This window comes from Mucilaginibacter sp., from assembly GCF_964263795.1.
Lineage (GTDB): Bacteria > Bacteroidota > Bacteroidia > Sphingobacteriales > Sphingobacteriaceae > Mucilaginibacter.
The window spans coordinates 33,350-59,652 of the sequence record NZ_CAXVWK010000097.1 but is presented as its reverse complement, the minus strand read 5'-3'; the positions used below and the strand labels follow the sequence as shown (position 1 = coordinate 59,652).

General features: G+C 42.8%; 22 protein-coding genes, 1 tRNA gene and 1 pseudogene. 10 read left to right on the top strand and 14 right to left on the bottom strand.

The window, feature by feature from the left end:
• Positions 1-1,657 (bottom strand): annotated as a pseudogene (locus ACE5CV_RS15955) (ATP-dependent helicase); the annotation flags it as partial.
• Positions 1,658-1,817: 160 nt separating this feature from the next.
• Here ACE5CV_RS15955 and ACE5CV_RS15950 point away from each other — a divergent pair.
• Positions 1,818-4,022, top strand: a complete 2,205-nt coding sequence (locus tag ACE5CV_RS15950) for an alpha-galactosidase (protein WP_374951188.1) — start codon at positions 1,818-1,820, stop codon at positions 4,020-4,022.
• 2 nt (positions 4,023-4,024) lie between these two features.
• On the opposite strand, the gene ACE5CV_RS15945 is transcribed toward ACE5CV_RS15950, so the two are convergent.
• Positions 4,025-4,288 (bottom strand): hypothetical protein, encoded by a 264-nt coding sequence (locus ACE5CV_RS15945; protein ID WP_374951187.1) that lies wholly within the window; start codon positions 4,286-4,288, stop codon positions 4,025-4,027.
• Between the two features lie 291 nt (positions 4,289-4,579).
• Between ACE5CV_RS15945 and ACE5CV_RS15940 the strand changes: the two genes are divergently transcribed.
• A tRNA-Lys gene (locus tag ACE5CV_RS15940) sits at positions 4,580-4,652 on the top strand.
• A gap of 167 nt (positions 4,653-4,819) precedes the next feature.
• On the opposite strand, the gene ACE5CV_RS15935 is transcribed toward ACE5CV_RS15940, so the two are convergent.
• The 6 genes from ACE5CV_RS15935 to pyrE all read right to left on the bottom strand — a co-directional run bounded on the left by ACE5CV_RS15935 (position 4,820) and on the right by pyrE (position 11,388).
• Entirely contained in the window at positions 4,820-6,277 is a 1,458-nt protein-coding gene (locus tag ACE5CV_RS15935; protein ID WP_374951186.1) for a TonB-dependent receptor, read from the bottom strand.
• A gap of 104 nt (positions 6,278-6,381) precedes the next feature.
• Positions 6,382-7,404: an LLM class flavin-dependent oxidoreductase gene (locus tag ACE5CV_RS15930; RefSeq protein ID WP_374951185.1), complete on the bottom strand. Its 1,023-nt coding sequence runs from the start codon at positions 7,402-7,404 to the stop codon at positions 6,382-6,384.
• Positions 7,405-7,499: 95 nt separating this feature from the next.
• Positions 7,500-8,285: a carboxypeptidase-like regulatory domain-containing protein gene (locus ACE5CV_RS15925; RefSeq protein ID WP_374951184.1), complete on the bottom strand. Its 786-nt coding sequence runs from the start codon at positions 8,283-8,285 to the stop codon at positions 7,500-7,502.
• Positions 8,286-8,348: 63 nt separating this feature from the next.
• The gene (locus ACE5CV_RS15920) at positions 8,349-9,977 is read right to left on the bottom strand and encodes an ABC-F family ATP-binding cassette domain-containing protein (protein WP_374951183.1); all 1,629 of its coding nucleotides are present in this window, start codon (positions 9,975-9,977) and stop codon (positions 8,349-8,351) included.
• Between the two features lie 366 nt (positions 9,978-10,343).
• A complete protein-coding gene (locus ACE5CV_RS15915) occupies positions 10,344-10,739 on the bottom strand; it encodes an SRPBCC family protein (protein WP_374951182.1) in 396 nt (131 codons plus the stop codon).
• Between the two features lie 7 nt (positions 10,740-10,746).
• Positions 10,747-11,388 (bottom strand): orotate phosphoribosyltransferase, encoded by a 642-nt coding sequence (gene pyrE, locus ACE5CV_RS15910; RefSeq protein ID WP_374951181.1) that lies wholly within the window; start codon positions 11,386-11,388, stop codon positions 10,747-10,749.
• Between pyrE and ACE5CV_RS15905 the strand changes: the two genes are divergently transcribed.
• On the top strand, positions 11,387-12,028 hold the full coding sequence (locus tag ACE5CV_RS15905) for an NUDIX hydrolase (RefSeq protein WP_374951180.1): 642 nt from the start codon (positions 11,387-11,389) through the stop codon (positions 12,026-12,028). The genes pyrE and ACE5CV_RS15905 overlap by 2 nt on opposite strands.
• Here the strand turns inward: ACE5CV_RS15905 and coaD are convergent, their stop codons facing one another.
• From coaD to ACE5CV_RS15885, 4 genes are read right to left on the bottom strand one after another with little or no spacing between them, the layout of a single operon-like run.
• The gene (gene coaD, locus ACE5CV_RS15900; RefSeq protein ID WP_374951179.1) at positions 12,029-12,490 is read right to left on the bottom strand and encodes a pantetheine-phosphate adenylyltransferase; all 462 of its coding nucleotides are present in this window, start codon (positions 12,488-12,490) and stop codon (positions 12,029-12,031) included.
• A 42-nt stretch (positions 12,491-12,532) separates the two neighbouring features.
• On the bottom strand, positions 12,533-13,114 hold the full coding sequence (nudK, locus tag ACE5CV_RS15895; RefSeq protein WP_374951178.1) for a GDP-mannose pyrophosphatase NudK: 582 nt from the start codon (positions 13,112-13,114) through the stop codon (positions 12,533-12,535).
• Positions 13,107-13,658 (bottom strand): 16S rRNA (guanine(966)-N(2))-methyltransferase RsmD, encoded by a 552-nt coding sequence (rsmD, locus tag ACE5CV_RS15890; RefSeq protein WP_374951177.1) that lies wholly within the window; start codon positions 13,656-13,658, stop codon positions 13,107-13,109. Before rsmD ends, nudK begins: the two co-directional genes overlap by 8 nt.
• Positions 13,634-14,446, bottom strand: a complete 813-nt coding sequence (locus tag ACE5CV_RS15885) for a DUF3822 family protein (protein ID WP_374951176.1) — start codon at positions 14,444-14,446, stop codon at positions 13,634-13,636. The genes rsmD and ACE5CV_RS15885 overlap by 25 nt, the downstream gene beginning before the upstream one ends.
• A 65-nt stretch (positions 14,447-14,511) precedes the next feature.
• Between ACE5CV_RS15885 and ACE5CV_RS15880 the strand changes: the two genes are divergently transcribed.
• Entirely contained in the window at positions 14,512-15,939 is a 1,428-nt protein-coding gene (locus ACE5CV_RS15880; protein WP_374951175.1) for an ATP-dependent RecD-like DNA helicase, read from the top strand.
• Positions 15,940-15,966: 27 nt separating this feature from the next.
• Here the strand turns inward: ACE5CV_RS15880 and ACE5CV_RS15875 are convergent, their stop codons facing one another.
• Positions 15,967-17,298, bottom strand: coding sequence for an ATP-binding protein (locus tag ACE5CV_RS15875; protein WP_374951174.1), 1,332 nt, complete (start codon positions 17,296-17,298; stop codon positions 15,967-15,969).
• A gap of 184 nt (positions 17,299-17,482) precedes the next feature.
• Here ACE5CV_RS15875 and clpB point away from each other — a divergent pair, with 184 nt between their 5' ends.
• From clpB to ACE5CV_RS15860, 3 genes are all read left to right on the top strand, one after another.
• The gene (clpB, locus tag ACE5CV_RS15870; RefSeq protein ID WP_374951173.1) at positions 17,483-20,074 is read left to right on the top strand and encodes an ATP-dependent chaperone ClpB; all 2,592 of its coding nucleotides are present in this window, start codon (positions 17,483-17,485) and stop codon (positions 20,072-20,074) included.
• A gap of 210 nt (positions 20,075-20,284) precedes the next feature.
• Complete coding sequence (locus ACE5CV_RS15865) at positions 20,285-21,901, top strand: hypothetical protein (RefSeq protein WP_374951172.1); 1,617 nt, start codon at positions 20,285-20,287, stop codon at positions 21,899-21,901.
• Positions 21,902-22,051: 150 nt separating this feature from the next.
• A complete protein-coding gene (locus ACE5CV_RS15860; protein WP_374951171.1) occupies positions 22,052-22,396 on the top strand; it encodes a phosphoribosylpyrophosphate synthetase in 345 nt (114 codons plus the stop codon).
• Between the two features lie 105 nt (positions 22,397-22,501).
• Here the strand turns inward: ACE5CV_RS15860 and ACE5CV_RS15855 are convergent, their stop codons facing one another.
• Complete coding sequence (locus tag ACE5CV_RS15855; protein WP_374951170.1) at positions 22,502-23,074, bottom strand: hypothetical protein; 573 nt, start codon at positions 23,072-23,074, stop codon at positions 22,502-22,504.
• Between the two features lie 64 nt (positions 23,075-23,138).
• Between ACE5CV_RS15855 and ACE5CV_RS15850 the strand changes: the two genes are divergently transcribed.
• The 3 genes from ACE5CV_RS15850 to ACE5CV_RS15840 all read left to right on the top strand — a co-directional run bounded on the left by ACE5CV_RS15850 (position 23,139) and on the right by ACE5CV_RS15840 (position 26,134).
• Entirely contained in the window at positions 23,139-23,444 is a 306-nt protein-coding gene (locus tag ACE5CV_RS15850) for a DUF3175 domain-containing protein (RefSeq protein ID WP_374951169.1), read from the top strand.
• Positions 23,445-23,563: 119 nt separating this feature from the next.
• Positions 23,564-24,832, top strand: coding sequence for a M16 family metallopeptidase (locus tag ACE5CV_RS15845; RefSeq protein ID WP_374951168.1), 1,269 nt, complete (start codon positions 23,564-23,566; stop codon positions 24,830-24,832).
• 18 nt (positions 24,833-24,850) lie between these two features.
• Positions 24,851-26,134: a M16 family metallopeptidase gene (locus ACE5CV_RS15840; protein ID WP_374951167.1), complete on the top strand. Its 1,284-nt coding sequence runs from the start codon at positions 24,851-24,853 to the stop codon at positions 26,132-26,134.
• Positions 26,135-26,303: the final 169 nt, after the last annotated feature.

Genomic DNA, 26,303 nt, shown 5'->3' with positions numbered 1-26,303 from the left:
ACCAATTGATGCCGCTGAGTACTCGTATGGTAATCTTAACCCTGTTAGGATTAAGCTTGTTGCCTTCTAACTCATTAAATCCCAAGATAGTGATCCCGTTTCGTTGCCATTCGTCAAAGACATTCAGGAACCATGTTTCATCCAAAAAATGCTTTTTGTGCAGGTAAAAATAGTACAGGCCATCTTCCATCTGTTCTATAAAATTGGGATGCTGTTTGATAAGCAGGGTAGTAAAGGCCTGCTCAGCATCGTCATCGCGCTGCACAAAAAACTCCCGTCCCCGCTTGTCTAAAGCATAAATTTGCCGTTGAGTACGTATCGAGATCTCGGATTCGCCATAACGCATCACCGGGATGATCATCACGAAGTTGCCAAAATCCGACAGGTAGATGATCTTTTCAGTTTCGATGTAAAAACCATTTTGCTGTAGTTGTGCAGTGGTGGCTGGCTTAATATGCCCATATGACACGGTTACCTTATCCTCCAGTTTGGAGAGCCATTCAGTTTTAAATTCTCTAAATTTGGACTGGTGGATCAACAGATTATCTGGATGTCGATTCAATAATTCGATAAGCCCGAGCGTTTGAAGGCTATCTGCCAGATAAAGGGTGTCATTAAGTAATACAAAATAGCTGAAATTTATGGTCAGATCTTTAAGCGAATAGTTTGTATTACCAATTTTTACCAATCCGGCAAGCTCATAAAAGTCGCCTTTTAAAGTAACAGCCAGCTTAATTGCCGATGGCAGCGGGGCTACCTTTACCGGCGTAATAGAAGCCGAAGTTATATGGTCTGATACATCGCTGTTGTGCTGATAAAAACGAAACCCCATAGGGTTTTTTACCACGGCACGCAGCGCCGCCAGGTCGGTTTCCGTTCTTTTGGAATTAAGGTGATTTCGAAACTTATTGATTCCGGTTAAAAACTTAAGCTGTTCATGGTTGTCTGTCGCCCAGATCATTTCCAAAGGATCAACAATTGTAAACGGGTTTTTAATTTTGCCGTCCTTAGCAACCGGCGCCTTAAGTATATCGATGAACAGATAACGGTAATACTTATGCTGGCGAATAACTATGCAGTTAGCGGTTGCGGAATCATCTTGAAGTTGCCCTGGCGGGGTACCTGCCGGAGCGGAGACCAACCTGTTAAGATCTAAAAGGCTTTCTTTAGTAACCGGCAGCAGCGATGAAAGCTTCGGTGTAATAGTGATCCTTTTGTTGACGTACTCTACGTTAAAATAACTGTCCAGATCATGTTCACTTTCTAGCCCGTAATCCGCAGCCACATTTTTAATTTTTTGTCGCCTTAGGGTTTGGTTGAAAAAGATGGCAAGCTCATCGCGCTTGATTATGGCCGCCAGCACTAACGCGTGATGCTCACACAATTTGTTGTTAGATGTAGTGCAATCACAGGTTACTATCAGCTGGCCTTCTTGCTGCTCAACTGTAACCTGCGGAAAATCAAACTTTGCGTATTCGTGTGTGAATGTGCCTTGGTTGATTTCGAGACTTTGCGGAATGATGTAAGGATAACTTGTTGAATCGGGGTAGTTGCCGCTGGCAGAGAATCTGGCAATCGTTACTTCGGTGATGTCTTCAAAAGAAATACCCCTAAAAAGGAATTGATGATTTGCCGGGGTTCCGTTGTCGCTACTCAAAATTATATCGTAATCTCTGCAAATATCAAATATATCGGCCTAAAAGCTGCTGTTTCTTTCTTTTTTTAAAAGAATGTTATGTCGATTTTGATCATTTTAGCCATATTTGATTACAAACCACCACGTTGCTATTAAAAAGATAGCCTCAGAACATTTAACCATGATAATAAAGATACCTGCACTTAAAATGGTCGTTTTGATTACAACAATCAAGCTTTTTACTGTTGTAAATGTACTGGCTCAAACGGTTATACCTGTGGAGACGGCTAATAACGCGATGGTATTGCAGGTGGCCAAAAATCAAGACGTTAACATAATTTACTTTGGTAAGAAGTTAATTAATCAACAGGAATACAGTGAAATACAGCGCCAATATAAACAATCCGAAGATTATACTTTGCAGTTGAATTCCGCTTATACCTCGTCGGGTTCACGTAACCTTGCCGAGCCTGCTATATCTGTAACCCACGCTGACGGAAACAATTCACTTGACCTTAAATATGTAAGTCACCAGGTTAAAGCGGTTGCCAATGGTGTGTCATTGCTAAGTGTTTTGCTTAAAGACCCGATATATGATTTTGAAGTTACACTTTATTATAAAGCATACTATAATTCGGATGTGGTGGAGCAATGGAGTGTTATAAGGCATAGAGAAAAGGGTAACATTACGTTGCAAAAGTTCGCGTCTGCTAACCTGCATATCCGGGCGCGCAACTACTGGCTTACTCAATACCACGGAGACTGGGCCAAAGAAATGCAGCCCGAAGAAAGTAAGCTAACCCATGGTATTAAAACGCTGGATACCAAACTGGGAACCAGGGCAAACTTATTTCAACCTTCAGTTTTCATGGTATCGTTAGATAAGCCTGCAACAGAAGATGAAGGCAGCGTTTTATATGGCGGATTGGAATGGAGCGGGAACTTTCGAACTGATCTGGAACTTGATCCTCAAGACAACCTGCGGATAATATCCGGCATTAATAATTATGCATCCCCCTATGTTTTAAAGCCGAACACTGATTTTGTTACGCCGGCCTTTTGGTATACTTTTAGTGATCATGGCAAAGGCGACGCGAGCCGAAAATTGCATAATTGGGCACGTAATTATAAGATTTTGGACGGAAAAGGTTCCAGGTTAACTTTACTGAACAATTGGGAAGCAACTTATTTTGACTTTAATGAAACCAAATTAACCGAGCTGCTGAAGGATACAAAGAAGCTAGGTGTAGACTTGTTTCTACTCGACGACGGCTGGTTCGCCAACAAATATCCCCGCAATAACGATCATACCGGCCTGGGCGACTGGCAGGAAAATAAACAAAAGCTGCCTAACGGAATAGCCTCACTTGTAAAAGAGGCACAGCAAAATGGTGTCAAGTTCGGTATTTGGGTAGAGCCTGAAATGGTGAGCCCTAAAAGTGAACTTTATGAAAAGCACCCCGATTGGGTGATTAAACAACCTGGCCGTGAGGAGTATTATTACCGTAATCAGTTGGTGTTAGATTTGGCTAATCCAAAAGTACAGGATTTTGTGTTTGGTATTTTAGATGGATTGTTTACCAGGAACCCTAACCTGGCCTATATTAAATGGGATTGCAACGCGGTGATCTATAACGCTTATTCTAACTATTTAGGAAAAGCCCAATCACAGTTTTATGTCGAGTACATGCGCGGGCTTTATAAAGTACTAGCGCGAATCAGGGCCAAATACCCAACCGTGCCGATGATGCTGTGCTCGGGCGGCGGGGGCAGGGTTGACTACGCTGCACTGCAGTACTTTACGGAATTTTGGCCGAGTGACAATACCGACCCGCTGGAGCGTATATTTATGCAATGGGAGTATTCTTACTTTTACCCTGCCATTACCAGTTCAAACCACGTTACCGATTGGGGTAAACAGCCAATTAAGTTCCGTACAGATGTAGCGATGATGGGCAAACTGGGCTTTGATATTGTAGTAAGTAGATTAAGTGCAACCGACCTGCAATTTTGCCAGGAAGCCATAAAGACCTATAACTCACTAAAGCAGATCATTTGGCAGGGCGACCAGTATCGTTTGGCTAACCCGCGTGAGGGCAGCGTTGCTTCGATGATGTACCTGGATAGTGCAAAAACCTCTGGAGTGATATTTAATTACCTGGTGAACAACCGCTACGATGAAAAAAGCCGTTTGCCTGTTCAGTTTAAGGGCCTTAATCCAGCACTTACCTATCGGCTTACAGAAATAAATCTTTACCCGGGTGCCAAAAGCAGTATAGAAACAACAAAGGTTTACACAGGCGATTTTTTAATGAAGATAGGTTTTAACCCGATTGTGAATAGTGGCCGGCCAAGTGTGGCAATCAGGTTAGATGCGGTTAAATAAGACTACCAGGGTTTTATTTCAAATTCGGATAGGTCGTTCATCATGACGCCTTTCATATCTTTAGCGAAATATTTTAACTCTTTTGGAGAACGATAACTTACTCCGATAATAGTAATAGGCACTACGCAGCCCGGCCTTATTGCGCCCGAAAAGTTTACTTTGGTGCCCTCGGGGTACTCGTGTCCATCGCTATTTTTTTTGCATGATGCGGTAACTATCATGGTTGATAGTACGGCAATTTTGAGCAATCGGGGAAAATGTTTCATCTATGGTTGTGCGTAAACCATTAAAATGATTAGTAAGTGATAAATTAATTGCAGGTTTTACTGCAAATGCAGTTTAGTTCATAAAGCCTAATAAGATCTTTTGTACTTAGTGTCTCTCAATGGGGGTGTTGAGACTATCAAATATAATATTATTTCTTATTATAATAACTATTATTTGTTATTATAAATAATATTAATGACGTAATATCCAGCTAATGCTTACAATTAACTTAACGCAGTATTTTCCTATTCAAATAATTTTCGTTTCTTTGCCCTCCCGATAAAATCAACGACTTGGTAGCTCAGCCGGTAGAGCAACTGACTCTTAATCAGTGGGTCGAGAGTTCGAGCCTCTCCCAGGTCACAAAAAAGCCTTTCAGCAAACGTTGGGAGGTTTTTTTATGGGTTGATTAAAACAGTATGACTGTTCATAGGAAAGAGAAAGCCTGTGGCAGACAGATGAGAAGCGCACACCGATTGATCGGTAACTCAAAGAAAGATACAAATCTATTTTGCAATAAACCGGGAAGCTTAATCAATATCACTTATGCCAATTGTTTTTACATCAGGCGAATAGCCAAACAAGAGGCGGTTTTTGATAATGGTTGCCACCTCTACCGGTACAAATTCTTCCCAGCCTGTTGCGCCTTCTTTAATTAGCTGTAGCACGCGGTCGGTTTGTACGTTAAGATTGGTTTTTAAATAGTTGGCAATATCTTCGATCTTGTTGTTGGCTATCAAATACTGATAAAGATCAATTAAATGGAGCGGAAGCGTAAATTTTTCACAATTATATATCACACCATCCCTTAGCGTAGGATATATAAATAGCTTAACCTTGCGGCTAAATAGCGTAGCAAAAGATTCCAGGATACCTCCGGGAAGGTTTTGGTAGTGCTCTTCAGAAAATATATATTCCAGGTTGGGATAGCCCAAAACAACGCCCATTTTTAATTTAGTGATCTTTGAAAGGTAAGCTACCAGCTTGTAATATTCGTGAAAGTTAGAAATCATTACCGTTTGCCCAAGGGAGCTCAGGATATCAACACGGTCCAAAAAATCCTTTTCGTCTATTTCGGCAGATGCATCTGCGTTGCGCTCCTTTAAGGATTGCAGGGTTAGCTCGGTAACCACAACTACGCGCTCCTTGTCAACCTCTGGCTCTTGTAAAAACTGCTTTACACCGTTGTTCAGCATATCCAGGTGCACGTTAATAACCGGGCGGAACCGACCACGGATAACTACAATGTGCTTTTTATATAATACTTCTGAAGGTTGTTGATTTTTACCACTCGGGCCAAACACTGCTGCATCACTAAAACCGTATTTGACCAGATAAAGGCTCATTAACCGGTTATCAACACGGCTAAACTGTGGCCCTTCAAAGTGAATCATATCTATCTGGATACGATCTTTACTAAGGTCGTCCATCAGCGATAGCAAAAAGATATTGGGCTTGGTGTTGTAATAAAAGCAAGCGTAAATAAGATTAACACCCAGCACACCTACCGCCTGCTGTTGCAAGTTGTTATCATTGTCCAGCAGTTTAACGTGCAGTACTACGTTATGCGATGGGCCATTAGGCTCCAACTGGAAACGTACACCCATCCATCCGTGGCCTTCGTTGGTTTTATGATAATTGAGGGTTGAAAAGGTGCCAGAAAATGCAAAGAACGTAGATGATGCACCCCGCTGCTCGGCCAGCCGCTCCAACAGCAGTTCATACTCCCTATCCAGCATTGCAATTAAGCGCTGTTCGCTTACGTAGCGCTTAACCTGCTGCGTACCATAGATTGCATCCGAAAAGATCATATCATAGGCAGACATGGTTTTGGCGATGGTGCCTGATGATGCCCCGGCTTTGAAAAAGTGAGCCGCAACATCTTGACCTGCACCTATTTCGGCAAATGAACCATAAATAATTGGATCAAGGTTGATGGTAAGCGCTTTTTGCTTGGTGCCGATATCTTTATTGTGACTGATATCCATGAGGGTACGGATTTAGTTGACAAGTTGGGGCTTACGACGAAAGAATATTTAAATAACGCATTTCTTTCGCGGTTTATGTGCAGCCGCTTAAAAATACTGCAATGTTATTTACCAGCTAACAATGGCTTAACGCTTTGCCCCAAAAGTTCGATTGCGTTGAGCAATTTTTGATGGGGCAAGTTGGCGTTATCCATTTGGAAAGTAACACGGCTAATGCCGCCCAAAGCTTCACTATGGCGAATGATCTTGGCAGCCACATCTTCTGGCCCGCCAATTATTATAGCGCCTTTCGGCCCTGCTACAGCATCAAACGCAGGGCGGGTAACTGGCGGCCAGCCACGCTCGCGACCAATTTTAGTGAAGGTTTCGGCGTAACCCGGATAATATTCATTAACGGCCTGTTCAGTAGTATCGGCTACGTAGCCTAAAGAATGGAGGCCTACCTTAAGTTTTTCTGGCGGATGGCCTGCGCGTTTGCCCGCTTCACGGTACAGATCTATCAGTGGGCGAAAACGGTGCGTTTCGCCACCAATTATGGCCACCATTAGTGGTAGCCCCAAAACGCCTGCCCGTACAAATGACTCGGGCGTGCCGCCCACGCCCAGCCAAACCGGTAGCTTGTCCTGTGCAGGGCGCGGATAAATACCTTGGCCCGTTAGCGCCGGCCTAAACCTGCCCGACCAATGTACTTTTTCATTATCAATGATCTTTAACAAAAGTTCCAGTTTTTCTGAAAACAGCTGATCGTAGTCTTGCAGGTTAAAACCAAATAAAGGGAATGATTCTGTAAAAGAGCCGCGGCCAACAACCATTTCGGCCCGGCCGTTCGAGATAAGATCTAAAGTAGCGGCGTTCTGAAAGACTCTTACCGGGTCGGCGGCGCTTAAAACGGTAACTGCGCTTGTAAGCCGGATATTTTGAGTACGCGCAGCAGCAGGAGCTAAAATAACGGAAGGGGCAGAATCTAAAAATTCTTTGCGGTGATGTTCGCCAATACCAAAGATATCAAGCCCAACATGGTCAGCTTGTTCCATCCGATCCAGCAGTTGGCCCATTGCCTCGGCATCGGTAACATCCGGCCCCGATCCTTTATAAGAGGCTGCAAAACTATCAATTCCAATTTCCATAAAGACGATGGTTTATTTACAGCCAAAATACGGTTTACCAATAAAATGTTCGCATGTAACAATCAATATGACGTCGAGGCAACTTTGTGATGCCCTTAATATTCGGCCAGTATGTTGAAGGCTAAACCGGCAATACCCACTTTTTCCCAATTGGCCTGGCTGGTTTCTCGCGCTATTATTGCACCGCTGCCAAGCAGGCTTAAGTAAGCTGAGAACATCAGGCCGTGACCTTTGCCGTTTTCTATCCACTCCAGCCCCGCAAAAAAGTTGTCGTCCACGTAAATGTTGTATGGCTCCAGGTTTAAGTGTATATCTTTTTGGCCTGGTTGTACGTCTACAAAAATATTTTGATTTTGCAGTAGTTGATCGGGTAGGCCTTTTTTAAGGGTGTAGAAGTTAAGGCGCAGTTTCACCGGGTAAGCGGGTGCATCGGTAATATGAACATTGAATTTTTTAAGAAACGTAGGTGATCTCTTGATCTTAATTATCGAACCGATCTCATGGCCAAGACGATCGGTAGAAAACCCGGCATTAGTGCTTTCTGATTTTGAAGCATTTCCTAAAATGCCTTCTTTCCACTTGCGGTTGCTTACTTTAACTTCCTTTAATTCGGTAACGGAGGGCTGCAGGAATATAGTTTGCTTGTTATCGGCTAAGAAATCTGCAACCTTAAAAGATTGCGCTGTGTACCCTATCATAGAGAACTTAATTACATCTCCCTCGTGGCCGGCAAAATTCATTTTATACCGACCAGCGCTGTCAGTAACAGTACCAACACTTTTACCAACTATTCCGATGTTAACATAGGGCAAAGGTTGCCTTGTTTTGGCATCCTTGACCACACCTTCAAAGCTTTGTGCAGAAGCAAATAAGCTTGTCAACAAAATTAGTGCAACAAAGTAACAATGTTTCATACTACTAAGATGCACTAATTGATAAAATAGTTACGCGCTTGCGTACATTTCTTCGCGTTGTTTTAGTACAGCTTCGCTATTAATATATTCGTCATAGGTCATCAATTTATCAATGACTCCGGCAGGTGTTAATTCGATAATTCGGTTGGCAACGGTTTCTACCAGCTCATGATCCCTTGAGGTTAAGATAATGTTGCCCCTAAAATCTTTCATGCCATTATTTAAAGCCGTTATTGATTCCAAATCAAGGTGGTTGGTTGGTTCATCAAGCATCAGCAAGTTGGCCGACTGCAGCATCATGCGGCTAAACATGCAGCGCATCTTTTCACCACCGCTCAATACGTTGCTTTTCTTTAACACCTCCTCACCGCTAAATAACATGCGGCCTAAAAACCCGCGGATAAATTGATCGTCTTTATCACCTGTGGAGTATTCACGTAACCAATCTATCAGGTTGTCGTTTTTGCCTGCAAAATATGCTGAGTTATCGATAGGTATATCTGCAGCGTTTACCGTAACACCCCATTTAAAGTTGCCTTTATAATCGGTATCTCGGCCGGTAAGTACATCATATAAAGCAGAAGTTGCCAAACTGTTTTGTGAGAGGATAGCCACCTTATCGCCTTTGTTGAGCATAAAGCTAATATTGCCGAACAGTACTTCGCCGTTAAGCGTTTTGGTGAGATTTTCTACCTGTAAAACCTGGTCGCCAATTTCGCGGCCCTGGTTGTTGAATATAATACCCGGATATTTACGGTTAGATGGCTTGATCTCGTCAAGATTGATCTTATCCAGCGCCTTTTTACGGCTGGTTGCCTGTTTAGATTTAGATGCATTGGCACTAAACCTGCGGATAAATTCCTGCAACTCTTTTACACGCTCTTCAGTTTTCTTGTTTTGATCACTGCGCTGTTTTAATGCCAGCTGGCTCGACTCGTACCAGAATGTGTAGTTACCGGTGTAAATGGTCATTTTAGCAAAGTCGATATCTACAACGTGCGTGCAAACAGTATCAAGGAAATGCCTGTCGTGCGATACCACTAAAACAATCGCTTCATAAGATGCCAGGAAATCTTCCAGCCAGCTAATGGTGTGGATATCCAAATCGTTGGTGGGCTCATCCAGTAACAAAATGTCAGGCTTACCGAACAGGGCTTGTGCTAACAATACCCTTACTTTTTGAGTGTTATCTAAATCCTTAACAAGGCTGTAATGAAACTCTTCTTTTATACCGAGATTGCTTAGCAAAGTAGCAGCGTTGCTCTCTGCGTTCCAACCATCCATTTCGGCAAAAAGGTTTTCCAGTTCACCGGCACGTTCGCCATCGGCATCGCTAAAATCTTCTTTAAGATAAATGGCGTCTTTTTCCTTCATAATGGCATACATTTCTTTGTAGCCCATCATAACGGTTTCTAACACGGTGAAATCATCAAAAGCATAATGGTTTTGACTTAATACCGCCATGCGCTCACCAGGGGTAAAACTTACCGAACCGCTGGTAGGGTCAATCTCGCCTGAAAGTATTTTTAAAAATGTGGATTTACCTGCGCCGTTAGCTCCGATAATGCCATAACAGTTACCGTGGCTAAACTTAAGGTTAACATCTTCAAATAAGGTGCGTTTGCCGTAACGTAGGGATAAATTAGATACCGTAATCATGCTGTACTTGTAATTTGGTGCAAAAATACGGTAAATACTTAATTTAAATAAGTGCGCCCGTTTTTTTCAATGGCAGATATTTTGCCGGGCAAGATTTCTACAACTTGCGGCGCTGACACAGGCTTTTATTCCTCAATTGTTTAACATAATCGCAACAAAGTTTTAACTTTTCCGTATTAAATAGATAATTATCGACCTGGAATAGAATTTGCCAAGTTCTATCAAATACCAATAAATAAACCAGTTACCTTAAATTATGTAAAGATGATAGTTACAATTGTTGTGTGTCTGTTTGTGATTAACGCTGTTATTATGGTTTACGACGTAAAAGTTAATAAAGACTTTTAATTGTAAGTTAGTAAAACGTTATTTAAACAGTTCTGCTAAATTTTGAGTTTCCTCTTCTACCAGTTTTTTCAGCGGGGCGGAAGCCAGCATTTTCATCAGCATACTAAGATCTGCTGTAATGGTAAATGTAGCCTGACAAGTGTTTTGTATCGGGGCAAGTTCCCACTTCAACTCCATATCGAACGGGGGCTTTTCTGCCGGAGTGATAATAATCTCCCTGTCAGTCATCCGGTGGCTTATCTTTAGTGCAAGCCTGGTGATGTTTTCTATATTGAAGGTTGCCACATCTGCAGTCGACTCCCAATCGGCAATATTATCGGGCATTAGCTGGCGGTGGTTGTTCATATCAGCTAAAAAGGCGTAAACATGCTCAATAGGCTTTTTTACTGTAACCGTACTTTCAAAAACACTCATAATAAAACTATTGTCCCCATGTTGATGGCTGATCGCGCCATTGTTTCAGCATTTGCACGTCGCCGTTAGTGATGTACTGGTGCTCTTCGGCATACTTAATAAGCGCATTATAATTCGACAGAGTGAAATAAGGACATTTTGCGTTCTTAAAATTTTCGGCAGCTACATCAAAACCGTAGCTAAAAATTGCGGCAAGGCCGGCAACGGTATACCCTGCATCGCGCAGCGCTTCAACGGCTTGCAGGCTGCTTTTGCCAGTAGAAATCAAATCTTCAATAACCACAACGCGTTTACCGGGTGAAATTTCGCCTTCAATTAAATTGCCGGTACCATGCTCTTTAGGTTTGGCACGTACGTAAATAAAAGGCAACCCCAATTCTTGCGCTACCAAAGCACCCTGCGGTATACCGGCGGTAGCAACACCTGCAATACAACCTACCGAACCAAACATTTCCTGTATCGCAGAAGTTAATTGCTGACGGATGTAAGTGCGTATGGTTGGGTGTGATAAGGTAACACGATTATCGCAGTAAATAGGCGATTTCCAGCCGGATGCCCAGGTAAAAGGATTATTAGGTTGTAATTTAATTGCTTTAATTTGCAGCAGAAATTCAGCTACTTGCTGTTCTGTCTCACTATTGGTAAACATGGCTCAAAAATACAGAATTTATATTAACGAAAAAGTGATTTTGCTTACCGCAAACCCACCAAAGGAAATAAACAAGTATCAAAAGATTGACAGTGAGTATTTTGATCTGAAAATTATATTCCCCTGGGTTGACAACCAGCGGGGGAAACTTTTTTACGTTGTTGTCGATGAGCCAAAAGCGTTTTTAAAAGAAATAACCAAAACCGCCAAACTTGTTGAAGCAGCCGGCGGCCTGGTGAAAAATGAGGCCGATAAATACCTTTTTATTTACCGGAACGACAGATGGGACCTGCCTAAAGGCAAGATCGAAAAAGACGAAAAAACCAAAGTAGCTGCAGTGCGTGAAGTAGAGGAGGAGTGCGGAATTAAGGTTGCCAACCTGGGCGAAAAGATTTGCAAAACCTACCATATGTATCACTGGAAGGGCAAAACCGTTTTGAAGAAAACGCACTGGTTTATCATGGGCCATAAGGGTAAAGGTAAGCTGATACCGCAACTAGAAGAGGGGATTACCGATGCCCGCTGGCTGGGTGCCGGACAAATTGAAATGATCATGCAAAACACATTTCCATCAATTGTGGATGTGCTGGAAAAAGCGGATCTGATTGCAGCCCGCGACACTGATATTGCCAATATTTGATTACAAATAAGGCAACGCCTCCTTCGGTATAAATTGCGCTACATCGCCATTGTAACGGATAATTTCACGTACAATGCTGGAGCTGATTGAGGAGTAGCCGGGCTTGCTCACAATAAAAATGCTTTCAATTTCGGGCTCAAGAGCGTGATTCATTTGAGCAATTGCTTTTTCGTATTCAAAATCAGATACGGTACGGATGCCACGGATCATATAATCGGCACCTATGCTTTTACAAAAATTAACCGTCAAACCTTCATAAGCTACCACATGAATCCTATCGTCATTTGCAAATACTGCGCGTAGCATATCCTCACGTTTGCCCACTGTTAGCAATCCTTGTTTGGTGCTATTTACTCCAATGCCTATGTAAACCTGATCGAACAGATCTACACTGCGCTTAACAATATCAACGTGGGCCTTGGTAACAGGATCAAATGAACCGGGGAAAAGCGCTATTTTCATAAACGGGATGTTATGCTACTATCAAAAGTAACGATTATCGTTTTAACCTAATAAATTATTCAACTGTGCGTATTGCAGCAACATAATGGTTTTCGCGTCTTTTATTTCTCCGGTGCTGATCATTTTGACAGCCGTTGTAAACGAAACTTCTAAAACTTCGATGTGTTCACTTTCATGAGCTAATCCGCCACCCTCACTAACTTTCATATCGTTGTTGTACTCGGCCACAAAAAAGTAAAGGATCTCGGTAACCGAACCCGGTGACATGTAAACCTCAAATATCTTTTGCACAGAAGAGATGCGGTACCCGGTTTCTTCTTCAGTTTCCTTACGGATACAATCTTCGGGGTTATCTTTATCCAGCAAGCCTGCACAGGCTTCAATTAAGTAGCCATCGGCATTGCCATTTAAATAAGTCGGCATCCTGAACTGGCGGGTAAGAATTACGTTTTGCTTTTCGCGGTTATACAAAAGGATGGTTGCGCCATTACCCCGATCATATGCTTCGCGATATTGCGTTTGCCATGTTCCATCTTTTTGCAATGCCTCATATATCACTTTTCGCAATGTGTACCAGTTGTCTGATAAAACTTCGGTCTTTACGTTTCTGATCTTATCATTCATGATTTATTCCCTGCAATTTAAAAAAAGAGAAAGAGGAGTGCCCATACTTACGCTGCTCTATAAATGCAGGATGATTGCTTAAGTTTTGCATAGACTGATGCTCTACTATTAGCATGCCGCCCGGTTTAAGGATATTTTTTTCGAACACGATCTTCGCTATCTCAGGGATGTTGTTCAGGTCATAAGGCGGATCGGCAAATATAAGGTCGTATTGCTCGGTTTCCATCGCCAGATATTTAAAAACATCAGCCTTAAAAGTTTCAATTTCTGTTAAACCATGTTGGCGTGCAACGTCTTTCAGGTAATGAACACAGTGGACGCTACGGTCGACTCCGGTAACTTTGTCGGCACCGCGAGATGCAAATTCCATTGCAATATTACCGGTGCCGCTAAACAGGTCAAGTACAGTGATGCCTTCAAATTCTATCTGGTTAAGCAGAATATTAAACAGGGCTTCCTTTGCCAGGTCGGTAGTAGGGCGTACAGGTAAAGTTTTTGGCGGGTTAAGCCTCAGGCCTTTTAGTCTTCCTCCGATGATACGCATAACAACAGGGCGGCAAGGGTTAATATTTTGTGCGGTTGGACGTCTTGAGGCAAGCTCAGCACTTCGGTGTAGTTCAACTTAACTTCGATAAAAAACTCTTTAAGGAACGTAAAACAACGGTCGGTATCGCTGATATCGCCGCTAAGCACTATGGTAGTTTCATCTGGCGTAAGTGCTAATTCATTCGCAGCAAAGGTGCAATAATAAGCCAGTTCTTCGTGATTTTTATAGGTAAAGGTGTTATAAAATCGAATCGACTCATTATTAAAATTTAGAATTTCAACCACGTCTTTAGTAAGGTTAACGTACAGGGTTTTATCGAGCGGATGATTATTAGCAACCGCTTTTATCCACCCTTTAGCGTTATAATTAATTACCGGATAATCAAAATCATTAAGGGTGCTACTCAAGTATTGGTTAATCTTGTAAACAACAACATTGGCATCATCCACCGGTTGAGCGTAAACATCCTCGTTATCCTGAACATCTAAGAAACGCGCAAGATCTGCAACACGATCCTTATCAAACAGGGCGGTTGGCACAAGCGTAAAACCGGTTGATGCCAGCCCAACTATAACCTGCCCGTAGTTAGCCGTAAGCACATCACGTAGATTCTGCGGGTTCTTCAGTTCTTCCAGCGGGAAATTTTCAGCCCATGCCAACAACTGTTTGTCAGCGCAAATAGCATAGTTGAAGGAGCCGGCATTAATTTGTAACAACAAATTGTAACTACTGGCCCGGGATAGGCTAAAGCTGTCGTGGGTAAATTGATGTTTTTGTTCGCTCATGCAGTTTAAACAAAAGTAATATTTTTTGAATTACTTAATTAACATACTTATAACCATTTTTGCATGTGCCCGCATCAGATCATATCAGCAGTTCGTTCCCGCATCAGCCTACGGCTCAGCAACAAGAGCTTTTTGGCAAACTTCATAAATTTTTGCTGAGCGATGATGGCGACGAGTGCTTCATTTTGCGCGGCTATGCGGGTACGGGTAAAACTACCATTGTAGCTGCACTGGTAAAGGCATTAGCCAATTACAATTTCAAATCGGTGTTGCTGGCACCTACAGGCCGTGCCGCCAAAGTGATTACTAATTACTCTGGCAAAAAGGCTTTTACAATACATAAACGTATTTACCGTAAAAAATCTGCAATTAACGTTGATGAAGCATTCGCAATATCCGACAATTTAAGCGCCAACACGCTTTTTATTGTTGACGAAGCCTCGATGGTGTCCGACGAGGCCGGCGGCTTTCATGGCAGCCTTTTAAATGACCTGGTAAATTACGTTTACAACACAAAAAACTGTAAGCTGATGTTGGTGGGCGATACCGCCCAGTTACCCCCGGTAGGTTCAGATGATAGCCCTGCGCTGGATGCCGGGCTAATGAAAGATCGTTTCGGCTTGGATATCCACGCCTATGAGTTAACAGATGTATTGCGCCAGCAAAAAGACTCAGGTATTCTATATAACGTGACTAACGTGCGGGATATCATCAGGCAGGGGCAGGAAACTATGCCGCAAATAATTACCAAGGGGTATAAAGATGTTTACCGCATGGGTAGCCAGCTATTGGAAGAAGGGCTTAACTATGCCTACAATAAGTATGGTTATGATGATACATTGATTATTTGCCGGAGCAATAAGAACGCGAATTTATATAACCGGCAAATTCGCGGTCGCATCCTGATGCGGGAAGAAGAACTTACCGGCGGCGACCAACTGATGGTGGTTCGCAACAATTACTTCTGGCTTCAGGATCAGGAGGAAGGTAGTACCGGATTTATTGCCAATGGCGATATATGCCGCATTCGCAAAGTGCGTAAAACCGAAGATATGTATGGCTTTAGGTTTGCTGATGTACAACTGGAGTTTATAGACTACGCCGAAGATCCCGTGCTGGATTGTAAGATACTGCTCGATACATTGTATTCAGAGTCGCCTGCACTTAAGCCCGAAGATCAGAAGCGCTTTTACCTGGAAGCGATGAAAGATTACGATCACATCCCCAATAAACGTGCAAAGCATAACGAACTAAAGCTTAACCCTTATTACAACGCTTTACAGGTAAAATTTGCATATGCTATAACCTGTCATAAAGCGCAGGGCGGCCAATGGGGCGCGGTGTTTATAGACCAGGGTTACCTTACTGATGAGATGGTGAATACCGATTTTTTGCGCTGGTTTTACACTGCCTGTACCCGTGCAACGCAGGAACTATATCTGGTAAATTTTAGTGATAAATTTTTCCCGGGAATGGTAAAGGAAGAATTTTAATATTTTCCGCTATTACATGTATTCCCGTTAATCAACCTTTGGCAATTCGATAGTGAATGTACTGCCTTTTCCTTCAACGCTACTCACACGGATAGTGCCGCTGTGGCCTTCAACAATGTCTTTTACTATACTTAAACCAATACCGGTCGATTGCTCACCGTTGAGCCCTGTACGGCCAGCGCCAGAGAAGCGTTCGAATAATTTGGAGATCATTTCTTGGGGGATACCCATACCATAATCTTTCACCTCGATCACCACTTTATTTTTTACAATATTCAGGTGCAGCTCAACCTTATCGCCGTCTTTACAAAATTTAAGTGCGTTACTTATCAGGTTATCAATCACCCTTGGGAATTTATCCGGGCTAATCAGCGAATATGCCGACATGGCGTTGCTCAAAAGCACTACGTTATCTTTACCGCCTTGTTGTACTTTCCAGGTATCGGCAATGCCCTGTAAAAATTTATTTAGCTCAGTGCGTTTCAGCTCCATACTGCCGGCACTCTCGTTGCGGGCGGCATCAAGCAGATCGTCGATAATGGTGCGGGCCTTAACGCACGATTCGCGCATCATATTTAAATTGTCTTGGGTATCTTCGTCAATATCTTCCATTTCCATCATCATGGCTAACGATTCTACCGCTGCGATAGGGTTTCTTAAGTCATGGGCAACGGTGCCTAAAACCTGATTTTTAAAAGTATTAGCCTTTTCTATCTCAACATTCTTTTGGCGGATCTCTACTATCTGCCCATAATAACTGGCCTTGTAAGAGAAAAAATATCGCGATGTTAAGTAGAAACAGCAGAGTAATATGACAGAAATCAGTTGGTTATGTGTCATTTCGGTAGGGCCTGCCTGCGCATGGAACAACATCATTGTAAATATCATTTCAATGCCGAACAAGAGCACAAGGGTTTCGTACCACTCAAAAATAAAAAGGAAGCTTACAATGCTCAATGCTATCAGGTAAAGCGTCAAAGCATTACTGGGGTCGGACGTAGCAATGAAACTGGAATACATACCACAGGTAATAAGGTACAAGCAAAATGCGAATACAAAAAGTGCCATTTCGGCTGTTGCTATTTTTGTTTTGCGTAATTGCTTTACTAACAGATGGCTCAGAAGATAAAATATGGGCGTGGAGGCAATAAAAATCCAATTAATAAAATTAAACTCCGGGAAGTTTTGGGCCTTGGTTAAACTTGATGGAAAAGCATAGTAAAGTATGCGGATAACCAGATTCAGTGTAAGAAATATGAAGCTGGCCGTACGTACACTCAACAGGTTTTGATAAGTGTAGTAATTACGAAAAGCATTGCTATACCGGGGCGCTAACTGCGTGAAAAAATGAGTTTCCAATGTTTAATGATTCGGGGGGACTCAAAATTATCAATTATTACTGTCGGTATCAAAAATATTATAATTCCTTACAGTTGTGCAAGAGTATTAACGGATTTTGACAAAATGACGGGTGCGACAATCTTTATATGCCATTTGTTCAGAAAATGATACCTGGCAAATGATTTGAGCAAGATTAAATACTATGAATTTTAACAACTTTACCATTAAAGCACAGGAGGCCGTTCAAAAGGCTTCTGAGATAGCAACCGGTAATCAACAACAAGCCATTGAAACAGCGCACTTATTGAAAGGGCTTTTACTGGTTGATGAAAATGTAATTACATACCTGTTAAAAAAACTCAACGTTAACCTTAACAGGTTAAATACTATACTTGATGAGCAGATTGCCTCTTTTCCTAAAGTAAGCGGCAGCAATGCCTATCTCTCATCTAACGTTAATTCTGCCTTGCAAAAAGCGCAAGCTTATTTAAAGGAATTTAAAGACGAATTTGTCTCGATAGAGCACATTTTGCTCGGGTTGCTTTCTTTAAGCGATAAAACATCCGGCGCGCTAAAAGATTTCGGCGTTAATGAGAAAGATCTCAAAAAAGCCATCGTAAGCCTAAGGGGTGACAATAAAGTAATCGATCAAAATGCAGAAGCTACATACAATGCGTTGAATAAGTATGCACGCAACTTAAACGAGTATGCCGAAAGCGGCAAACTTGATCCGGTAATCGGCCGTGATGAAGAAATCCGAAGGGTGATCCAGATCTTATCGCGCCGTACAAAAAACAACCCGATATTGGTAGGCGAGCCCGGTGTAGGTAAAACCGCTATTGCCGAAGGTATTGCGTTTCGTATTATTAAGGGCGACGTGCCTGAAAGCCTGAAAACGAAGACAGTTTACTCGCTGGATATGGGCGCACTGATAGCAGGCGCAAAATATAAGGGTGAATTTGAAGAGCGCTTAAAGGCTGTTATCAAAGAAGTGATCCAAAGCGATGGTGAGATCGTACTGTTTATAGACGAGATCCATACTTTGGTTGGTGCCGGCGGTGGCGAAGGTGCTATGGATGCTGCAAATATTTTGAAACCAGCCCTTGCCCGCGGCGAGTTGCGTGCTATAGGGGCAACTACGCTTAACGAATATCAAAAATATGTCGAAAAAGATAAAGCGCTGGAGCGCCGTTTCCAAAAGGTTATGGTAGATGAGCCGGATACGGCCGATGCAATATCTATACTCCGTGGCTTGAAGGAGCGTTATGAGGCACACCACAAAGTGCGCATTAAAGATGAGGCCATAATCGCTTCGGTAGAGATGTCACAGCGCTATATTTCAGACCGTTTCCTGCCCGATAAAGCTATCGATCTGATGGATGAAGCCGCTTCCAAACTTCGGTTGGAGATGGACTCTGTGCCTGAAGCAGTGGACGTGCTGGAGCGCAGCATTATGCAATTGGAGATCGAGCGCGAAGCCATCAAACGCGAAAAAGATGATGCAAAGGTTAAAGAATTAAGCGAAGAAATTGCTAACCTATCTGCCGAGCGCGATTCATTGCGGGCGCGATGGAAGGGTGAAAAAGACCTTGTAGATGGAATCAATCAAAAGGTTGAACACATTGAAAATTTAAAACTGGAAGCCGAACAGGCCGAACGTGCAGGTGATTATGGCAAGGTAGCAGAGTTACGTTACGGAACTATTGTTGAAGCACAGAACGAGGTGGAGAAATTGAAGGCTGCTTTGCTGGAAAACCAACAGGACAGCCGGATGCTGAAAGAAGAAGTTACTGCCGATGATATTGCCGGCGTAGTTAGCCGTTGGACAGGCATTCCGGTAAGTAAGATGATCCAGAGCGAGCGAGAAAAACTACTGAGCCTGGAAGATGAGTTGCATAAACGTGTGGCGGGGCAGGAGGAAGCGATTGAAGCTATAAGCGATGCAATCCGCCGCAGCCGTGCAGGTTTACAGGACAAACGCAAGCCTATCGGTTCATTTATATTTTTGGGCACAACGGGCGTTGGTAAAACCGAACTCGCTAAAGCCCTGGCCGAATATCTTTTCAATGATGAGAATTCGTTGGTAAGGATAGATATGAGTGAATATCAGGAACGTCACTCGGTGTCCAGGTTAATAGGGGCGCCTCCGGGGTATGTGGGTTATGATGAGGGCGGGCAATTAACCGAGGCTGTACGCCGTAAACCTTACAGCGTAGTGCTGCTGGATGAGATTGAGAAGGCACATCCGGATGTATTTAATATTTTGCTGCAAGTGCTGGACGATGGCCACCTTACCGATAATAAAGGCCGCGTGGTGAACTTTAAAAATACAATTATCATCATGACCTCGAACATCGGCTCTAATCTGATTCAGGAGAATTTCCAGGAATTACAGGACGATAATCGTGAAGAAGTGATTGCCAAGACCAAAAGCGACCTGTTTAACCTGTTAAGACAAACCATTAGGCCGGAGTTTTTGAACCGGATAGACGAGATCATCATGTTTACACCGTTAAGCCGCGATGAGATCACTGATATTGTTAAGCTGCAATTTAAGCAGGTACAAAATACCCTAGCTGAGATGGGCGTTACCATCGATGCATCAGACGAGGCACTGGATTGGCTGGCACAATTGGGCTACGATCCGCAGTTTGGCGCAAGGCCGTTAAAGCGGGTCATACAAAAGAAAATTTTGAACGAGTTATCCAAACAGATTCTGGCAGGCAAGGTGGATAGGGACAGTAAGATAAAGCTGGATATGTTTGACAATAACTTTGTGTTCATGAATTCGTGAGGGTGATAAGTGAGGATAGCCTATGGTGTGTGCTTACCACTCCATAGGCTTATTTTAAAAATCTAACTTTACATATGATAATAAAAGGAGCTGCCACAAAAGGCGGCTTTTTTTGTTTGTGTCAACAACTGTGAATAACTACATGTAACTTTTTTGTGAGGATTGATCGTATAATTTGAGAAACATAAACAAACACATTCTCACATTTTTATGAATTATTTTAACAAAATTAAACTGTCGGCACTTGTGCTGGCAGCGGCAGGTTCCTTGTTTACAAGCTGTCAGAAATCTGAAGGCGTTAAAGCGCCGGTTGCATCAGCGACTGTTGCAGGCAATTCGGTGCAGGTGCAGTCGGTGTCTTTAACACAGGGTTTCGAGGTTGGCAGTACCAGCCCAAAAACGGCTTACGACGTATCGCCGACAGGCTCGTCAAGTGGAGATAATGTAACGCTCTCCGGGAATTCATGGAACCTCTATGATGCACTTATCGGTAATCTTACCGCTGATATCAAGGCAGGATCATGGTCTGTTAGAATGCGTAATACCGGCAAAATTACCATGCTGTTTGATGTTACTACCGGCATCAGTACAATTACGCTTAAATCAGCCACCTACAGCGGCGATGCAGCCAGCACCTGGGGGCTTTTTTATTCAACCAATGGCGGTAGCAGCTGGACACAATCCGGCTCAGCAATTACCACAACCTCCGCGCTTACTTTAAAAACCTTCACCATTACTCAAACAGGTAATGTACGTATCGAGGTGCGCAAATTGAGCGGTGGCAGCAACCGGATCAATATTGACGATATAACTATAAACGATAATCCGGGGGGTACTATTCCACCGGGCGGCGGCTCAGTTATCACCGGAAAAAAATTTCTATTTGATGCCAGTCACCTGGAAAATGCGGGCAGCGCCGATTGGCAAATAGATGCCGACGGTACAGAAAGCGTGCCGATGTACACCGGCGGCACTACTACCGAAACCAAGGCGCAACGTTTCCCTACACCATCTTACACGGGCATTACAGCATCTACTCCTGAAAATTACTGGAAAGGCGCTATGTCTGCATGGGCGGTAGAATTGGTTAAAAAAGGTGAGTTGGTTGAAACTTTGCCCAATGGTACAGCGCTTACTTATGGCGATGCATCTAACGTGCAGGACCTAAGCAATTATGATGTGTTTGTAGTAGTAGAACCTAACCGCTTGTTTACCGCTGCAGAAAAAACAGCTATCATGAATTTTGTAGCCAACGGCGGTGGTTTAGTGATGATTGCAGACCATACGGCGGCAACAACCGCCGGTACCGATGCCAATGGCTATAATCCATCCGACAGGGATGGTGACGGTTACGATTCGCCGCGCGTTTGGAATGATTTAATGACAAACAACGGCATCAATAATAACAATCCATTTGGTTTCACCATCAACTATGTCGACATCAGCGAAGGCCCGTCTACAAACGTTTATGCCGGTACTGATGCCAATGCGGCTAAAGTGTTGAATGGTGCTGCTGGTGCAGCGCCTAAGCTGGCTTTTTATAACGGGTCGGTTGCTACATTAACACCTGCAACAAATGCTAACGTACAGGGTTTATTTTGGCGCAACAGCGTCTCTAACGGTGGCAATGCTGGTGTAATGGCCTTACTATCCACCTATGGCAGCGGCCGTATTTTCTTTGTAGGGGATAGCTCTCCATCAGACGACGGCACGGGTGACACAAACGATAATCTGTTCAATGGCTGGTCGGGCGATTCACCTTCGGGTTTCACATCGCATCCTGCTTTGCACCTGAATGGTGCGCTTTGGGCAGCTAAGGCACAATAAAAAATTTGATTAGTTTTCGTTTAATAAGTGTGTTGCGGCGGGCTAAAAGCCTGCCGCTTTTTATTTAACATGATTAGCGTTAGCTAAAACAACGCCATCGGTTAATGGTTTAATAGTTGATACCAGATCACAAAACAAAAAATTACTACCATGAAAAATTTTGAAACCTTAGTAGATGCTACTAACGATTTAACAAAAAGAGGATATTTTGCCAACCTAAGCCTGGAAGGCGACACCATAGATGACAAATCTCAGGACATCCACATGGGTGCCGATGATTTTGAAATCGATGAATTTTACCGTTTTGAGGGACAAAGTAACCCGGATGATGCGGCAATAGTTTACGGCATCAGTTCATCTAAATACAACCTGAAAGGTATTTTGGTAAATGCTTACGGTGCTTATGCTAACGATAGTTCATCTGCTATAAGTGCGAAACTGCACCATGGCCAGGTAAGCGATAACTTGCATGGCAGCGATAGGCCTACTGAGTAAGCTTAAAACCCGGAAGTTTAAAGCCGGAGGTTTATAGCTAAAAGAAACCAAACGCTAAAAAGTTAGAATTGAAATGAGCACTTAGCTTTTTTTAATTTTGACTTTTTACTTTTGAAGTAACGCTAAAATCTTTTTTCCTCTCGATTGTATGGCGGCACTGCCTCTGCGCATCATAAATTCGACCTGGTTGGCTAATTCATCATTTATCCAGTCGTAGCGGGTGCTTAAATTGTAAAGAGTATCTGCAGCAAAAACCTTTACAGCTACCTTTACTTTTGGATCAATCACCCAATCAAACAGTTGTTCAACGACCTCGTCCATTTCTATATTCTGAATAATATTTTTGATTGCCGCAGGTGCTTTTGGCTCGGTTAAACGGAACAGTATGCGGCTGTAATGCCTTTTGCAGCTTTCGTTAGTCACCTCTTTAACTCTGGCTGTGAGGTAGGGTATAGCGTCGGAATAATAAAGGACGTTTTCCAGTATCATGGTATCTAACAGCCAGGCCACTCTGAAGGCAATTTGCTTGTCGTGATGGAAGGTGAGATCGATGAGCTTTGTTAATTCAAATCCTTTTGTCTTTAAGATCGTGGCAAGGCGGTCAACAAAACCTTTATGCCGGTCGGTATTAAGGTAATGAATAATATCTTCAGTGGTAAATATTTTATCGGCAGGCATTAAAATAAGTTTATGAAAACTTTAATTTAAAACATCCGATTATCTATATAACTAATTTACAGTAATGGCAGTAAAACGTAAAGCAAAAACGGCCGGTAGAAAGTGGTCGGCAAAAGTAACTGAAACAAGTGACGCGCTCGACTTAAAGAATAAAGTTTTTAAATTAAAGGACCCTGAAAAGATAGCGGAATCTTTAAAACACTCAGCAGACGATAGCCACCGTCGTAAAGGTTCGCCCTTCCAAAGCGCAATGTCGATGCTGAATTTTTACATTAACCGCGCCGGCAAAAACCTAACAAAAACACAAAAGAAACCATTGGAGCGCGCAAAGAATAAACTCCGCAAATTGTACGGGCGGCCGCTAAAGTAGCGTCAGTAAATTGCAACGTTTAAATCCCCGGAACATCATTAGAGTAGATAACCGTTCCAACAATTATAACCTTTAAACAAAAACTATACATTTGCCTACCGTAAATTAATCGTAAATAGATGGTTAAATTCAACCGATTTAAATTAGACAATGGCTTAAAAGTTATTGTTCATGAAGATAATACAACCCCGATGGCAGTGCTCAACATACTATATGATGTTGGCGCACGTGATGAAAATCCCGACCAAACAGGTTTTGCGCATTTGTTTGAGCATTTAATGTTCGGTGGATCTGTGAACATCCCCAACTATGATGGCCCTTTACAGCGTGTAGGTGGCGAAAATAATGCGTTTACCAGTAACGATATTACCAACTATTACATCACCCTGCCATCTGCCAATTTGGAGACCGCCTTTTGGCTGGAAAGCGATAGAATGTTAAGCCTTGCATTCAGCGAAAAAAGCCTTGAGGTGCAGCGGAATGTGGTAATTGAGGAGTTTAAACAGCGCTACCTGAACCAGCCCTACGGCGATGTTTGGTTAAAGCTGCGCCCGCTGGTTTACAAAAATCATCCGTACCGCTGGGCTACCATAGGTAAAACTATAAAGCATATCGAGGATGCAAAAATCGAAGACGTAAAAGCTTTTTTCAAAAAACATTACAATCCGCAAAATGCAATTATGGTGGTGGGCGGCGATGTTAAAACAGAGGATGTTAAGGCGCTTGCCGAAAAATGGTTCGGCCAGATACCTGCAGGCGAAAAGTACAACCGTGATTTGCCGCAGGAAGAACCCCAGAAAGAAGGACGCCGCGAAACGGTGACTGCCAGGGTACCGCTGAACGATGTTTATATCGCTTTCCAAATGGAAGGGCGAATGGATGCCACTTACTATGCGATAGAACTGATGTCTGATATCTTGTCGCGTGGTAATTCATCGCGGTTATACAAAAGCCTCGTTAAAGACAAACAATTGTTCAGCGAGGTGCATGCTTATATAACCGGTAGTATGGATAAAGGCATGTTTATTTTAGAAGGTAAACCGCTTGATGGCGTAACCACCTCTGAAGCTGAGCAAGCGCTTTGGGCTGAACTGGACAAGCTAAAGACAGAAGATGTCCCTGCTGACGAACTTACAAAAGTGAAGAACAAAACCGAATCGACGATGGTTTTCTCAGAGATGTCTTTACTGGACAAGGCCATGAACCTTGCTTTTCATGAATTGATGGGCGATGCCGAAAGATTAAACCAGGAAACGGAAAAGTTTTTGGCAGTTACCGCGGCTCAGATCAGGGAGCAGGCTAATAAATTATTCCGGACGGAGAATTCGTCGACCTTAATTTACCTGGCTGAAAAAATTGAAACGCCTGCAGAGGTGATTAGCGAATAATGCATCTAATTAAATAATATGAGCATTTTAAACAGACAAACTCCGCCTCAGTTTAATGGGGTAGATAATATACAATTTATCCGCCCACAGCAATCAACGCTTGCAAACGGATGCAATGTTTTCACGTTCGACTCCGGCGACCAGGACTTAGTTCGCATAGAATTGATATTCAATAATTTGCGTTTTGACGCGGCAAAGCCACTATTAAATGTGGCTGTAAATACCATGCTTACTGATGGTACCACTAAACGTACAGCCGCGCAGATTGCCGACCGGATTGATTACTATGGTGCCTTCTTTCAGGTTGATTACAGCTATGACCTTTCGCAAGTAACACTATACAGTTTAACTAAACACCTTAAAACCACATTGGATGTGGTAAAAGATGTGCTTACCGATTCCATCTTCCCGGAAAAAGAACTGGAGACTTTTGTGCGCAACCAGCAGCAAAAATTGCAGGTAAGTATGCAAAAAAATGATTTTGTTGCACGCCGCATTTTCAATAAGGCCCTTTATGGTAACACTAATTATGGTTTAGCTGCCGAGCCCGATGATTTTAAATCGCTTACAAGGGCAGACTTGCTTGCGCATTTTAAAAAAATGTATCAGCCTGCCAACTGTACAATTATTATAGCAGGCAAGGCTGATCCGGAAATACTGTATGCGGTGAACAGCACATTTGAAGGTAGTTGGGGAGGGACTGCCACCCTTACAGATATCACACAACCCAAGCCGGAACCATCTGCAGAACGCTTTTTTTACCAGGAAAAACCTGATGCTTTACAATCAGCGATCCGCATAGGTACTCCATTCGTAAACCGTAATCATCCCGATTTTCCGGCGTTGCAGGTGCTCAACACTATTTTGGGCGGCTATTTTGGATCAAGGCTAATGGCCAACATCCGCGAGGATAAAGGTTATACCTATGGTATCGGGTCAGGTGTTACGTCGCTGAAAAATGCCGGTACATTCTTTATCGCTTCAGAGGTCGGGGCCGATGTTTGCAGATCAGCCGTTTCAGAGATTGAGAAAGAAATTAACCTCCTAAAGAATGAACTGGTAGCAGAAGAGGAACTTTCATTGGTGCGTAATTACATGCTGGGCTCGTTATTGGGTAGTTTGGAGAATGTCTTTTCGCATGCGGATAAATTTAAAAACCTGTATTTCGCCGGATTAGATTACGATTATTACGATCGTTACACCGACACGGTAAAAACTATCAAACCTGATCGAGTGCAGCAATTGGCACAACAGTATTGGAATTTCAACAATTTTTACAAGGTTATTGTAGGAAAATATTAACACATGCACAGATATTCAAACATGCGAATGTGCTGTCATATGCATGTTTGGATATCTGATTCATCAAACAAATGTCAAATCCAAATAAACCGGAATAATCTTCACGTTTGAACGAACGCTTATTTGCATATCTGCATATTGAAGCGTATCTTTGCCCGGCAAATAATAA

Coding starts and splice junctions, on each gene's coding strand:
- ACE5CV_RS15865 (WP_374951172.1), top strand. CDS start 20,285: ATGAATTATTTTAACAAAATTAAACTGTCGGCACTTGTGCTGGCAGCG.
- ACE5CV_RS15855 (WP_374951170.1), bottom strand. CDS start 23,074: ATGCCTGCCGATAAAATATTTACCACTGAAGATATTATTCATTACCTT.
- ACE5CV_RS15920 (WP_374951183.1), bottom strand. CDS start 9,977: ATGATTACGGTATCTAATTTATCCCTACGTTACGGCAAACGCACCTTA.
- ACE5CV_RS15905 (WP_374951180.1), top strand. CDS start 11,387: ATGGCTCAAAAATACAGAATTTATATTAACGAAAAAGTGATTTTGCTT.
- ACE5CV_RS15950 (WP_374951188.1), top strand. CDS start 1,818: ATGATAATAAAGATACCTGCACTTAAAATGGTCGTTTTGATTACAACA.
- ACE5CV_RS15915 (WP_374951182.1), bottom strand. CDS start 10,739: ATGAGTGTTTTTGAAAGTACGGTTACAGTAAAAAAGCCTATTGAGCAT.
- ACE5CV_RS15930 (WP_374951185.1), bottom strand. CDS start 7,404: ATGGAAATTGGAATTGATAGTTTTGCAGCCTCTTATAAAGGATCGGGG.
- ACE5CV_RS15935 (WP_374951186.1), bottom strand. CDS start 6,277: ATGGATATCAGTCACAATAAAGATATCGGCACCAAGCAAAAAGCGCTT.
- clpB (WP_374951173.1), top strand. CDS start 17,483: ATGAATTTTAACAACTTTACCATTAAAGCACAGGAGGCCGTTCAAAAG.
- ACE5CV_RS15850 (WP_374951169.1), top strand. CDS start 23,139: ATGGCAGTAAAACGTAAAGCAAAAACGGCCGGTAGAAAGTGGTCGGCA.
- pyrE (WP_374951181.1), bottom strand. CDS start 11,388: ATGTTTACCAATAGTGAGACAGAACAGCAAGTAGCTGAATTTCTGCTG.
- ACE5CV_RS15945 (WP_374951187.1), bottom strand. CDS start 4,288: ATGAAACATTTTCCCCGATTGCTCAAAATTGCCGTACTATCAACCATG.
- coaD (WP_374951179.1), bottom strand. CDS start 12,490: ATGAAAATAGCGCTTTTCCCCGGTTCATTTGATCCTGTTACCAAGGCC.
- ACE5CV_RS15885 (WP_374951176.1), bottom strand. CDS start 14,446: ATGAGCGAACAAAAACATCAATTTACCCACGACAGCTTTAGCCTATCC.
- ACE5CV_RS15845 (WP_374951168.1), top strand. CDS start 23,564: ATGGTTAAATTCAACCGATTTAAATTAGACAATGGCTTAAAAGTTATT.
- ACE5CV_RS15860 (WP_374951171.1), top strand. CDS start 22,052: ATGAAAAATTTTGAAACCTTAGTAGATGCTACTAACGATTTAACAAAA.
- nudK (WP_374951178.1), bottom strand. CDS start 13,114: ATGAATGATAAGATCAGAAACGTAAAGACCGAAGTTTTATCAGACAAC.
- rsmD (WP_374951177.1), bottom strand. CDS start 13,658: ATGCGTATCATCGGAGGAAGACTAAAAGGCCTGAGGCTTAACCCGCCA.
- ACE5CV_RS15840 (WP_374951167.1), top strand. CDS start 24,851: ATGAGCATTTTAAACAGACAAACTCCGCCTCAGTTTAATGGGGTAGAT.